At 71.2% G+C, this 11,942-nt stretch carries 10 protein-coding genes; 5 read left to right on the top strand and 5 right to left on the bottom strand.

The window, feature by feature from the left end; genetic code table 11:
- Positions 1-68 precede the first annotated feature (68 nt).
- Positions 69-1,727: a tetratricopeptide repeat protein gene (locus ACWCO8_RS01405; RefSeq protein WP_451030371.1), complete on the top strand. Its 1,659-nt coding sequence runs from the start codon at positions 69-71 to the stop codon at positions 1,725-1,727.
- A 23-nt stretch (positions 1,728-1,750) separates the two neighbouring features.
- On the opposite strand, the gene ACWCO8_RS01400 is transcribed toward ACWCO8_RS01405, so the two are convergent.
- A complete protein-coding gene (locus tag ACWCO8_RS01400) occupies positions 1,751-2,389 on the bottom strand; it encodes a DNA alkylation repair protein (protein ID WP_451030876.1) in 639 nt (212 codons plus the stop codon).
- Positions 2,390-2,560: 171 nt separating this feature from the next.
- On the opposite strand from ACWCO8_RS01400, the gene ACWCO8_RS01395 reads away from it, so the two are divergent.
- Positions 2,561-3,979: an amidase gene (locus ACWCO8_RS01395; protein ID WP_451030370.1), complete on the top strand. Its 1,419-nt coding sequence runs from the start codon at positions 2,561-2,563 to the stop codon at positions 3,977-3,979.
- Positions 3,980-3,994: 15 nt separating this feature from the next.
- Here ACWCO8_RS01395 and ACWCO8_RS01390 read toward each other — a convergent pair whose 3' ends face one another.
- From ACWCO8_RS01390 to ACWCO8_RS01380, 3 genes are all read right to left on the bottom strand, one after another.
- Positions 3,995-4,558 (bottom strand): TetR family transcriptional regulator, encoded by a 564-nt coding sequence (locus ACWCO8_RS01390; protein WP_451030369.1) that lies wholly within the window; start codon positions 4,556-4,558, stop codon positions 3,995-3,997.
- A 397-nt stretch (positions 4,559-4,955) separates the two neighbouring features.
- A complete protein-coding gene (locus tag ACWCO8_RS01385) occupies positions 4,956-5,606 on the bottom strand; it encodes a ScbR family autoregulator-binding transcription factor (RefSeq protein WP_451030368.1) in 651 nt (216 codons plus the stop codon).
- A gap of 137 nt (positions 5,607-5,743) precedes the next feature.
- Positions 5,744-6,535, bottom strand: a complete 792-nt coding sequence (locus tag ACWCO8_RS01380) for a winged helix-turn-helix domain-containing protein (protein WP_451030367.1) — start codon at positions 6,533-6,535, stop codon at positions 5,744-5,746.
- A 331-nt stretch (positions 6,536-6,866) separates the two neighbouring features.
- Here ACWCO8_RS01380 and ACWCO8_RS01375 point away from each other — a divergent pair, with 331 nt between their 5' ends.
- The 3 genes from ACWCO8_RS01375 to ACWCO8_RS01365 all read left to right on the top strand — a co-directional run bounded on the left by ACWCO8_RS01375 (position 6,867) and on the right by ACWCO8_RS01365 (position 10,758).
- Positions 6,867-7,919, top strand: a complete 1,053-nt coding sequence (locus tag ACWCO8_RS01375) for a ScbA/BarX family gamma-butyrolactone biosynthesis protein (protein WP_451030366.1) — start codon at positions 6,867-6,869, stop codon at positions 7,917-7,919.
- A gap of 28 nt (positions 7,920-7,947) precedes the next feature.
- Positions 7,948-8,883, top strand: coding sequence for an NAD-dependent epimerase/dehydratase family protein (locus ACWCO8_RS01370; RefSeq protein WP_451030365.1), 936 nt, complete (start codon positions 7,948-7,950; stop codon positions 8,881-8,883).
- 123 nt (positions 8,884-9,006) lie between these two features.
- The gene (locus ACWCO8_RS01365; protein WP_451030364.1) at positions 9,007-10,758 is read left to right on the top strand and encodes an acetyl/propionyl/methylcrotonyl-CoA carboxylase subunit alpha; all 1,752 of its coding nucleotides are present in this window, start codon (positions 9,007-9,009) and stop codon (positions 10,756-10,758) included.
- A gap of 175 nt (positions 10,759-10,933) precedes the next feature.
- Here ACWCO8_RS01365 and ACWCO8_RS01360 read toward each other — a convergent pair whose 3' ends face one another.
- On the bottom strand, positions 10,934-11,821 hold the full coding sequence (locus ACWCO8_RS01360) for a hypothetical protein (protein ID WP_451030363.1): 888 nt from the start codon (positions 11,819-11,821) through the stop codon (positions 10,934-10,936).
- Between the last annotated feature and the right edge of the window lie 121 nt (positions 11,822-11,942).

The following is an 11,942-nucleotide window of genomic DNA, read 5'->3' as shown; positions in this document are numbered from 1 at the left end:
GTCGGGCGTGACAGGGAAGGTAGGGGAGAACGTAGGGGAGTTGGGGAACGGCGGGGGAGAGTTCCGGGATGCCCGACGAAGGTACGTTGCGTGAAGCGCGGCGCGAGGCCGACGAGTTGAGGAGGCTCGCGCGGGTCGAGCCGGTGCGGTATCTGCCGCATCTCGCGGTGTGTCTGCACGGGCTCGCCTCGGTGCTCGCCGAGTTGCCCGAGCGGCTCGAGGAGTCGGCCGAGGTGCTTGGCGAAGCCGTTGAGGTCTTCCGGAAGCTCGTCGTGCTCGATCCCCAGGGGCACACCGCCGGTCTTTCCGCCACGCTCGGTCGGCGCGCGCTCGTTCTCGGGCTGCTCGGTCGGCGGGCGGAGGCGTACGACCTCGCCCGCGAGGCCACCGGTCTGCTGCGTGAACTCGCCCGGCGGGAGCCCGACGCCCATCTGCCCGATCTCGCCTGGTCGCTCACCAACCTCGGCAACCAGCTCGCGGAGTTGGGGCGCCATCACGACGCCCTGGAGTCGATCCGCGAAGGCGTCGCGATCCGGCGCCGGTTGGGCGACCGGGACGGCCTCGCCTCCGCGCTCGGGGAGCTGGGCATCAAGCTCGGCGAGATGGGGCGCAAGGACGAGGCGGTCGTCACCCTCCGCGAGGCCGTCGACCTCTTCCGCGCCGTCGCGCCCTACGCGACGCAGGGGGAGCACTACGCGACGGTCCTCGCCCTCATCCACGAACTGCACCAACTCGACCGCGAGGCCGAAGCAGCTCCGTACGTGGCCGAGTTCGTGGCCCTGCGCCGGTCCATCGCCGCGAGCGAGCCCGCCCGGCTTCGGCTCATGGAGGCGCTGTTACGCAGGTATGGGTACACGGTGACGCCGGAAGGCCGATTCCGGCGCGCTCAGTCGTCGGACTCGACCACCACCACCCCCACCTCCTCCCGGCTCGACCGCGTGCACGCCATGAACGGTCAGGCCCTACGGCTCGTCTCCGCCGGCAACCTCGACCTGGCCGCCGAGACCCTGCGCGACGCCGTCGTCCTGTGCCGTACCTCGCCCACCATGACCACGGACGTGGCCCTGGCCCTCGCCCGCTCCCTGCAGAACCAGGGCCTGACCAACGGCTGGCTCGGCCGCCACGCCGAGGCCCTCGCCTCCGCCGACGAGGCCGTCCACCTCTACCGGCGGTACCTGAAGACCAACCCGGGTCGCATCCGGCCCGCCTTGGCCGACGCCCTCGACAGCCTCGGCAACCGGCTCGCCGCCCTGGGCCGCCACGCCGACGCGCTCGTCGCGGCCAAGGACTCCGTCGCCCTCTTCCGGCAGCTGGCCGAGGACGACCCCGCCACCCACCTGCCCGGTCTCGCCCGGGCGATGAACCACCTCGGCATCCGCCTCACCGACACCGGCCGCCACGACGACGCCCTGCGCTCCTCGCGCGAGGTCGTGGGGATCTACCGCAGGCTGCGCGCGGACGACCCCGAGAAGTACGTGTACGGGCCGATCCACGCCCTCTCCAACCTTGCCCTCCGGCTGGCCCGCGCCGAGCGCGAGGACGAGGTCCTCGCACCCACCATGGAGGCCGTCGACCTCCTCTTCGACACCCGGGGCCCCCACCACCCGAGCAACGACGTCGCAAGCCTCGCGGAATCCCTCACCTGGCTCGCCTGGTACCTGAGAAAACACGGCCACCGCGGCGATGCCCGCACGGTACGCAGAGCGGCCGACGCACTGCGCCGCTGAGGGGCGGAGAGCCGGAGGGCGGCCTAGCCCTGTCTGCGGACCATTTCGTTGATCCACACCGGTGCGAACGGAGACGTGCAGCCGGGAGACGTCGGGTAGTCCTTGAGCACCTCCAGCTCCTCGCCGATGCCGATCGCTCGGCCGCGGTACTCGGGGTGCTCGATGCCGATCTGGGCCAGGCACGTGTTCATCGCCCACTGGAGGCGGTCCGGGGCGGCCTTCATCTCCGTCTCGATGACGTCGAGCAGGCCCGCGAGGTCGAGGCCCGCCGGTTTCTTCACCACGCGTTCGGAGGTCAGTGCCCAGCCGGCGCTCGCGACCGCGGGGTCCGGATCGGCGGTCCAGGCGACGCGCAGCTCCTCGGCGTGCGGGTTCTTCTTCACCACGTAGTTCACGAGCCAGTCGTGCACCTTGGGGGCGCGCGCCTCGCGCAGCATGGTGTCCAGTTCGTCCCGTTCGAACGCCTTCGGGCGGCTGATCAGGATCGCCAGCAGTCGCGCCGCCGTGTCGTCCGTCTCCCAGAGCTCGCGCGAGAGCCCCTGCTGCGTCTTCAGCCGCTTCGCGACCGCCCGCAGCTTTCCGAGGTTCACCCCGTGATCGTCACCGTGCTTCTCGTTGACCGCGCGCGCCTTCGGGTCCTCGAGCGCGGCCAGCTCGGCCATCACCTCGGCGACCGTCGTCCCGTTCGCGCCTGTCCCAGCCACCTCGGCCTCCTCTCGCCACCAGCGGGATCAGCCTACGACGGAGGTCCGACAGCGGGCGCCCGTGACCCTGCTGACAAGGAGGCTACTCTCCAGTAGGGTCACGGCATCCGTCGAGACGAGGGGGCTGGCGTGAGCACGGTCGAGTACAGCGGACTGGCCGAGCAGGCACGGCAGTTGGCCGAGGGTACGGTCACCTCGACCGCCCTCGTGCAGGCGGCCCTCGACCGCATCGCGGCCACGCAACCCACCCTCAACGCCTTCCGCTGCACGCGGCCCGAGGCCGCCCTCGCCGAGGCGGCGGAGGCCGACCGCAGGCTCGCCGCAGGGGAGCGGCTGCCCCTGCTCGGCGTCCCGATGGCCGTCAAGGACGACACCGACGTCGCCGGACTGCCCACCCGCTTCGGCTGCGCCGGGGACATCCCCGACGCGGCCGAGGACGGCGAGGCGGTACGACGGCTCAAGGCCGCCGGAGCCGTGATCGTCGGCAAGACCAACTCCTGCGAGCTGGGCCAGTGGCCCTTCACCGAAGGCCCGGCCTTCGGCGCGACCCGCAACCCGTGGCACACCGGGCACACCCCCGGCGGGTCCTCCGGCGGCTCCGCGGCCGCCGTCGCCGCCGGGATCGTGCCCGCCGCGCTCGGCTCCGACGGCGCGGGCTCCATCCGCATACCCGCCGCCTGGACCCACCTCGTCGGCATCAAACCGCAGCGCGGCCGGGTCTCCGTCCACCCGTACGACGACTGCTTCCAGGGCCTCACCGTCAACGGACCGCTCGCCCGGACCGTCGGCGACGCCGCCCTGCTCCTCGACGCGGTCGCCGGGCCGCATCCCGGCGACCGCTTCCAGCCGACCGTCGTCGACGCCTCCGCGGCGGCCCGCCGCGAGCCCGGCCGGCTGCGGATCGCGCTCGCCTGGCGGGCGCCGTTCACCGCCACGTACAACCCGCTCGACCGCTCCATCCGCCGCGCCGTCGCCGATCTCGCCGACGCGCTCACCGGGCTCGGCCACACCGTCGAGGAGGCCCGCCCGCGCTACGGCCTCATCGGGCTGAGCTTCCTGCCGCGCGCGACCGCCGGAATCGCGGAGTACGCCGACCGCCACCCCCAGCCCGAGCTGCTCGACCCGCGCACCCGCAGCGCGGCCGACAGCGGCCGCCGCCTCGCCGGGCGGGCCCTGCGCGCGGCCCGCGCCCGCGAGGCCCGGCAGCACCGCAGGATCGGCACGCTCTTCGACACGTACGACGTGCTGCTCGCCCCGACGACGGCCGTGCCGCCGCCCCGGATCGGCACCTTCGACGCGATGCCGGCCTGGCGCACGGACCTGACGATGGCCTCCGCCTGCCCCTACGCCTGGCCCTGGAACGTCCTCGGCTGGCCGGGCGTGAACGTCCCCGCCGGATTCACCCCCGAAGGCCTCCCGATCGGCGCCCAACTCCTCGGCCCTGCGGGCAGCGAGCCACTCCTGATCTCCCTCGCGGCCCAACTGGAGGCCGACCAGAAGTGGTTCGCCCACCGCCCGCCGTCCCCGACACCGGCCCCGGCGCTCTAGAGACCCTCGTACGGATCAGGCCGCGTCCGGTCTGCTGACCATGTCCCAGATCCGCCGGGTCGTCTCCGGCTGCCACCAGTAGGCGTCGGTGTGGCCGAGTGACTCGAGCCCGGCGGTGATCACCATCGCCAGGTCGGCCACGCCGTGGATGTCCTCGGCCTCTTCGTGGTCCGCGGGGCAGTTCGCGACGATCTGCTCGCGCACCTTCGCCAACGCCTGCTCGCGCAACCGGGGCGGGGCGTTCGTACCGTCGGGTCCGATCCGGACGCCCGCGCGCACCAGGTCCTCGTCGAGGAGCGCCGCGCACAGGGCGATACTGAATTCCGCGGGCGCTTCCGAGGCGGATTTCGATTTCCTGTACGACTCGTCGAACAGTTCGTCCACGCGTGCGCGCGCCTGGTCGTAGACCCGCGCCACCAACTCCGCGATGGAGGCGAAGTGGTGATAGAGAGCGCCTCTGCTCACCCCGGCCGCCCGGCAGATGTTCACGAGCCCGACGTCGGTGAACGGGCCGTCGGCTATGAGACCCGCCGTGGCGCTGATGAGTACCTGACGGGTGTGCTCGGGATGTCTCTCCATCAGCTTCCTGCTCTTCAGTCCCGCTACGACCCCTGTACGGCTGCTGAATCAAAGAGACGCACATGGGCAAGATGGGGTAGGGGGTTACCCCACCCCGAAAGCATACAACCCTGCCTGTTTTTTCTGACAACCCTTGTGCGGTTAATGGGCTTGATTTCTCTGTGTCTCTTTAATGATGTCGGGATTCTCGCCGGTTCGCGGGCGGTCGTGAACTGCCAAGCAGACAGGTCTGTATGGCGGCGGGACTGAACGCATACGGAAGGCGAAGGTGCGCGCGTCGAATCCGCGTGCGTCGGTGTGCGCGAAGGGAAACGCCGGTGCGCGGCGCCCGTCCCACGTCGGGGACGTGGGACGGGCGCCGCGCACCGTTTGGCGTGGGGCCTCGGAGCCGTTCGGACTACTCCCGTACGGCACCGGACAGTTCGGCCGAAGCCGAAGCCGATGCCGGCGCCGGAGTGAGGCGCAAGTGGCCGATCATGCCCGGGTTGACGAGGCCCGGCACCAGGAACCGCCACATCATGGCGACGCGCTCGGGCAGGTCCTGCCGGCCCGTCTGGACCTGCGACATCACCTGTATCCCGGTGAACGTCCCGGTGATCATGTCCGCGGCCTCGGCCAGGTCGATGCCGGGGAGCAGCTCGCCCTGCTCCTGCGCCTGACCCAGCAGGATCTGAATGGCCTCGCCGGACTGCTGATAGGGCGTGAAGGCGTGGCTGCGGAAGGTGCTCTGCTCCACCGCGAGGCGCACACACGCGCGCAGCACGGGGTCGCGCTGGAGCCCGAAGGCGAAGTCGAAGGTGTGGTCGATGACGGCCTGGAGCCGCACCGGCTGCGCGGCCACGGTGACCGCCTCGCCGTGCAGGGCGAGCAGGGCGACGGCGATGGCTTCCTTGGAAGGGAAGTGGTGGTAGAGGGCGCCGCGGGTCAGCCCCGACCGCTCGAGGATCTCGGTGGTGCTCGCCGAGTCGTAGCCGCGTTCGTCGATGACCTCCGCGGCAGCCCTCAGAAGCAGATTCCGGGATTTGATCCCGCGTTCCTGCAGTGCCATCTCTCGTCCCTGTGCTCGCTGGCAGACCGACTTGTCTGCATCATATGGCCCGACCTCTCTCCAGTGGGACGTCCGTGCCCAAAGTCAGGGGCGAGCGGCCGTCCGGGGGCGGTCGGGCGGGTGGGGGTGCGGGAGGCTCAGGGGTGGCCGAGGCGGAAGCCGACGCCTCGGACCGTGATGATCCAGCTGCTGGAACCGAGCTTGCCGCGCAGGCTGCTGACGTGCGTGTCGATGGTACGTCCCCGCCGGGACCAGGTGTCGTCCCAGATCTGCGCCATCAGTTGGCGGCGCGAGACGACGGCTCCGGGGCGCATGGCGAGCAGATGCAGCAGGTCGAACTCCTTGCGGGTCAGCTCCACCGCGTCGCCGTCCAGGGTGACCTCGCGCGTCGACGCGTCGATGTGCAGCGGTCCGTGCGAGATGGCGTGCGCCGTCCGGGTGCGGGGGGCGGAGCGCCGCATCACCGCTTCGATGCGGGCCAGGAGTTCGCGGAAGCCGTACGGCTTGACCAGGTAGTCGTCGGAGCCGGCCTGGAGGCCGAGCACCCGGTCGAGCTCGTTGCCGCGCGCGGTGACGGTGATGATGGGGGTGTCGCTGACCGTCCGGATGCCGCGGCAGACCTCGAGGCCGTCCAGGTCGGGCAGATCGAGGTCGAGCAGGACCAGGTCGGCTTCGTGGTGGGCGTTCAGGGCCGCGCCGCCGGTGTCCACGTGCTCGGCGTGGTGGCCCTGTCGCATCAGGCCCTGGACCAACGCGTCGGCGGCGGCCTTCTCGTTCTCCACGACCAGGATGCGCAGGACTCTGTGCTCGACCGCGGACGCGGGCGAGAGCAGAGGAGCAGGCGTGGTTGTACGCCCTGGCAGCGGGCCCGTGGGGCGGTCCCGTTTTGTGCGGTGAGGCCCGAATGTGTCGATGACCTGCGGGTTCATGGTGTTCTCTCCTGGGTGACAGGCGTGGCTCGCGGGCTGTCGGAGGGTGACAATGCCCAAGGTACCAAACAGACTTGTCTGATTGTAAAGAGAGATACAAGTGATGCCTAAGACACTTGACGAGGCGTCAAAAGGGAGCCTCTGGCTCCGGTTGGGGGGTCGGACGGCCGGTTGGCGGAGGGTGTGGCAAGTGACGGTAAAGCGGCGGTCAAGTTTTACTTGCTTTATCGGACAGACCTGTCTGTACTTGGGGGGTCCGATCATCGGCACGGGGGCGCCGCCGGTTTCTGGGGTGTTTTCCCCTGCCCACAGCAGCTCAGGAGTGGCACGCATGTCGACGCAGACCCATGCCTTCTCAGTGCACGAGCCCCGGCGGAACGTCAGGACGCACAGGTCGGGAGCGTTCGGAACCACCGCTGTCGTCGATCTGCCGGCGATGACGGACAGCGTCCTGACCACCACCGTGCCCCGCGAGTTCGTGCACCGTGCGGCGGTCGCGGAGGTCCTGCTGACCGACTGGCAGGCGGTCGCGGAGCCGGAGGGGGCGGGCGAGTCCTTCGTGGTCCGGGCGCAGTGGCCGCGCGGCCACTCCCTCTTCACCCGGTCCGGCGGCTACCAGGACCCGATGCTCCTGGTCGAGTCGGTCCGTCAGGTCGGTTCCCTGCTGGCGCACGCCGAGTTCGCGGTGCCGCTGGGGCACCAGTTCATGATGCGCGACATCGCTGTCACCACGAGCCCGGAGCTGCTCCTCTCGAGCCCGAAGCCCACCGAGGTCGAGCTGTACACGCGGTGCCGCGATGTGGTCCGGCGGGGCGGGAAGCTCTCCGGCATGCGCTACGACGTGACCGTGATGATCGGCGGCAAGAGCCTGGCCACCGCCTCCGCGTCCTTCGCCTGCATCACCCCGGACGTCTACCGCAGGCTGCGCAAGGGCCGGCCCACCAGCACGACGCAGGTCGCGGGGCCGCCGGTCGACCCGGCGACGGTCGGGCGGTTCAGCCCCGAGAACGTGGTGCTCACCGAGGACGTCGACAGCGGGCCGGTCATCGGGCAGGGCGGCGCGGCCGACGGCCGTCGCTCCTGGGCCGTGCGCATCGACAGCTCGCATCCGATCTTCTTCGACCACCCCGTCGACCACATACCCGGCATGGTGCTTCTGGAGGCGGCCAGGCAGGCCGCGTACGCGGCCACCGGCTGCCCCGACAAACTCGTCACCGGAATCGACAGCACCTTCACGCGGTACGCCGAGCTCGACGCGCCCTGCCGCATGGAGGCGGTCCCGGGCGAGCCCTTCGCGGGTGTGACACCCGTGCGTGTGAGCGGCGTGCAGGGCGGTTCGACCGTCTTCACCGCCGACATCACCCTGAGCACGCCGGCCCGTTGACCCCGCCCGCAGAGCCGAGAGGTGCCCGGTGAAGACCGTGATGATCGCCGGCGCGGCGGGGTTCGCAGGCCGCCATGTCGCTGCCGAAGCCGCCCGGCAGGGCGCCGCCCTGGTCCTGATGAGCCACCGCCGTACGCCGGACCGGCCGGGAGCGGGCCCGGTGCGGTTCGTACGGGCCGACCTCGCCGAACCGGACTCGCTGCGCGGAGCGTGTGACGGGGTCGACGTCCTGCTGCACTGCGCCTCCCTGATCGGGGGGACACCCGAGGACAATCACACCGTCAACGCCCGGGGGACCGCCGCGCTCGTCGCCGAGGCGCAACGCGCCGGAGTCTCCCGCCTCGTCCACCTCAGCACCGCGTCCGTGTACGGCCGCGGCACCTTCCGCGGCGCACGTCCGGAGGAACTCGAACGCAGCCCGGGGTCGCCGACGTCACGGAGCCGGGCGGCGGCCGAGGACGCCGTCCTGGCCGCCGGAGGCATCGTGCTGCGCCCTTACCTCGTGTACGGCCGCGGCGACGACTGGGTCGTACCCGGGCTCGCCCGGCTGCTGCGGGCGCTGCCCGGCGGGACGTCGAGCTGGGACGCCAGGCTCTCCGTCATCTCCGTGGCCGAACTGGCCGCATTGATGGTGGGCGTCGGGCTCGCCCCGGCGGCGCGCCTGTCGGCGCCCGTCTACCACGCGGCGCTGCCCGCTCCGGTCCAGGCGTCGGAACTGCTGCGCGCCGTGGCCGGCGTCGCGGGGCTCGCGCCGACGCTGCCGGAGCTCTCTCCCGCGCAGGCCCGCGACCTTCTGCGCGAGGACCCGGAAGCGTCGCGCGCCCTCGCGATGGTGACCACCGACCACTGGTTCGACAGCACACCGATCTGGACCGATCTGGGGCGGTCGGCGCCGGGTACGGCGCAGGACGCGCACTTTCCGCGGATGCGTGCGTGGTACGCGGAGCCGGCGGAGTGCGCTTGATGGTCAACTTGCTTCTTTGATAACGGAGTTGACGAAGACATGTACAGGCACGCCTGGACCTGTGGGGCGAGCCGCAGCGAGGCTGAAGTGAAGTAGTAGGACCAACGGGGGAGTTGATACGTCGTGCGCAAGGTGCTCATCGCCAACCGTGGCGAAATCGCAGTCCGTGTGGCCCGGGCGTGCCGGGACGCGGGGATCGCGAGTGTGGCCGTCTACGCCGAGCCGGACCGGGACGCATTGCACGTCCGCGCGGCCGACGAGGCGTTCGCCCTGGGCGGTGACACCCCGGCCGCCAGCTATCTGGACATGGCCAAGGTGCTCGCGGCGGCGAAGGACTCGGGGGCGGACGCGATCCACCCGGGTTACGGGTTCCTCTCCGAGAACGCCGACTTCGCGCAGGCGGTCCTGGACGCCGGTCTGACCTGGATCGGCCCGCCGCCGCAGGCGATCCGGGACCTCGGTGACAAGGTCGCCGCCCGGCACATCGCCCAGCGCGCCGGCGCCCCGCTGGTCGCCGGCACCCCCGACCCGGTCTCCGGCGCGGACGAGGTCGTCGCGTTCGCCGAGGAGCACGGCCTGCCGATCGCGATCAAGGCCGCTTTCGGTGGCGGCGGTCGCGGCCTGAAGGTCGCCCGCACCCTCGAAGAGGTCCCCGAGCTCTACGACTCCGCCGTCCGCGAGGCCGTCGCGGCGTTCGGGCGGGGCGAGTGCTTCGTCGAGCGCTACCTCGACAAGCCCCGTCACGTCGAGACCCAGTGCCTGGCCGACTCCCACGGCAACGTGGTCGTGGTCTCCACCCGTGACTGCTCGCTGCAGCGCCGTCACCAGAAGCTGGTCGAGGAGGCCCCCGCGCCGTTCCTGACCGAGGCGCAGAACGAGCAGCTGTACGCGGCGTCGAAGGCGATCCTGAAGGAGGCCGGCTACGTCGGCGCCGGCACGGTCGAGTTCCTCGTCGGCATGGACGGCACGATCTCCTTCCTCGAGGTCAACACCCGCCTGCAGGTGGAGCACCCGGTCACCGAAGAGGTCACCGGCATCGACCTGGTGCGGGAGATGTTCCGGATCGCCGACGGCGAGGAACTCGGCTACGACGACCCGCAGATGCGCGGCCACTCCTTCGAGTTCCGCATCAACGGCGAGGACCCGGGCCGCAACTTCCTGCCCGCCCCCGGCACCGTCACCACCTTCGCGCCGCCGTCGGGCCCGGGTGTCCGCCTGGACGCGGGCGTGGAGTCCGGCTCGGTCATCGGCCCGGCGTGGGACTCGCTGCTCGCCAAGCTGATCGTCACCGGCGCCACCCGAGAGCAGGCCCTGCAGCGCGCGGCCCGCGCGCTTGCGGAGTTCAAGGTCGAGGGGATGGCCACCGCGATCCCGTTCCACCAGGCCGTCGTGGTCGACCCCGCCTTCACCGCCGACCCGTTCACGGTCCACACCCGCTGGATCGAGACCGAGTTCGACAACCAGATCAAGCCCTTCGCCCCCGCCGGCACCGACACCGAGGACGACGGCACCGGGCGCAGCACGGTGGTCGTCGAGGTCGGCGGCAAGCGCGTCGAGGTCTCTCTGCCGGAATCGCTGGCCATGCCCGTCCGCACCGGTGGGGCGCCGGGCGCCCGGCCGAAGCGACGGGCCGCGAAGAAGTCGGGCCCGACAGCTTCCGGCGACACCCTCGCCTCCCCGATGCAGGGCACCATCGTCAAGGTGGCCGTAGAAGAAGGCCAGGAGGTCAAGGAAGGCGACCTGATCGTCGTTCTCGAAGCCATGAAGATGGAACAGCCCCTGAATGCGCACAAGGCCGGCATCATCAAGGACCTCGGAGCCGAGGTGGGCGCCTCCCTCACGTCCGGCGCCGCGATCTGCGAAATCAAGGACTGACGCCCGACAATTCCCCTGTTCGGCCGCCCCGGAGAAAGGAACCGGGGCGGCCGACTGTATTCCGTAACCCTGCGGAAACCGATGGGAAGGGCTCCGGAAAATACGAGTGCCCGGCCGTTTCCGTCCCGGTGTCTTCACCTGGGACGGCCACGGCCGGGCGGTGTGCGGAAGGAATTCAGGCGGTACGGCGCAGAGCGCTCAGCGTCTTGTGGACGTCCGCGTCGTGGTAGTACGTACGGCCCTGCTTGGTGCGGCGGCGCCACTGCTGCTGGCTCGCGTGGCGGTAGACCGTACCCGACGGAATGTTCCACAGCCGGGCGACGTCGGCCGCGCTGAACCAGCGGGTCCTGACCACCGAGTCCGCTTCAGGGAGCGCGTCCGTCGACACCCCGGCCGTTCCGCCGTCCGCCGCCACCGCCAGGTCCTTCCGCGCGCTCATCAGGCGGCTCAACTGCAGCCACTCGTGGCCGAACCAGCGGTGGTCGGCCGCGGCGTCGCAGGTGATCTCGGCCGGGACGCCGGGCTGCTCCGGACGGACCGACGCCGTGAGCCGGCCCGGGCATCCGTCCTCCACACAGCCGCCGATAGCGAGGCGCCTGCTCGGCCCCAGATCGATCACCCGCGTGGCGCCGCGCGCCAACCGGGCCACCTCCTGGGAGAACTCGCCCGCGGCCGCGTGCGCGGCGAGCCAGCCGGAGTGCCGCAGCAGGAACTCGGCGAGCCGCTCGACCACGCGTCGGGGCGCGGCGACCCCCCGTTCCTGGGAGACCGCGGCGGACCAGGAGGACAGCACCGAGACGATCGCGGAACGCGCCTCCATGGCCGCCGTGTTGAGCGGAAGGCCGGGCAGCGGACCTCCGGAGACCCGGTCCCGCTCGCGGTCCGCGCTGATGTCGAGCCGCCGCGCGCACTCCTCGTACAGCGCGGGCAACCGCCGCAGCTCCCGCACCAGCCGGTCCCGGCACGACAGGCACAGCATCGTGCCCGACACCGCGAGGCGCCGTGCCTGTCCGGCGGCCTCCCGGTGCCGGCATCCCACGCCCGCGCACCTCGTGGTCACCATGCCCGTACGGATCGATTCCCGGTTCACCGAAGCCCCCAACTCGTCATGGAATCCAGGACCGGAAACGTAATTGCGTGCGTCCTGGAAGGGCAACCGGACAGGGCATGTTCTGTTGAAGCTC

Source organism: Streptomyces sp. NPDC001927, from assembly GCF_053594455.1.
Note: the sequence above shows the minus strand (reverse complement) of the source record. Positions and strands in the feature narration are given on the sequence as shown.

Coding starts and splice junctions, on each gene's coding strand:
- ACWCO8_RS01400 (WP_451030876.1), bottom strand. CDS start 2,389: ATGGCCGAGCTGGCCGCGCTCGAGGACCCGAAGGCGCGCGCGGTCAAC.
- ACWCO8_RS01405 (WP_451030371.1), top strand. CDS start 69: ATGCCCGACGAAGGTACGTTGCGTGAAGCGCGGCGCGAGGCCGACGAG.
- ACWCO8_RS01380 (WP_451030367.1), bottom strand. CDS start 6,535: ATGAACCCGCAGGTCATCGACACATTCGGGCCTCACCGCACAAAACGG.
- ACWCO8_RS01375 (WP_451030366.1), top strand. CDS start 6,867: ATGTCGACGCAGACCCATGCCTTCTCAGTGCACGAGCCCCGGCGGAAC.
- ACWCO8_RS01390 (WP_451030369.1), bottom strand. CDS start 4,558: ATGGAGAGACATCCCGAGCACACCCGTCAGGTACTCATCAGCGCCACG.
- ACWCO8_RS01385 (WP_451030368.1), bottom strand. CDS start 5,606: ATGGCACTGCAGGAACGCGGGATCAAATCCCGGAATCTGCTTCTGAGG.
- ACWCO8_RS01360 (WP_451030363.1), bottom strand. CDS start 11,821: ATGGTGACCACGAGGTGCGCGGGCGTGGGATGCCGGCACCGGGAGGCC.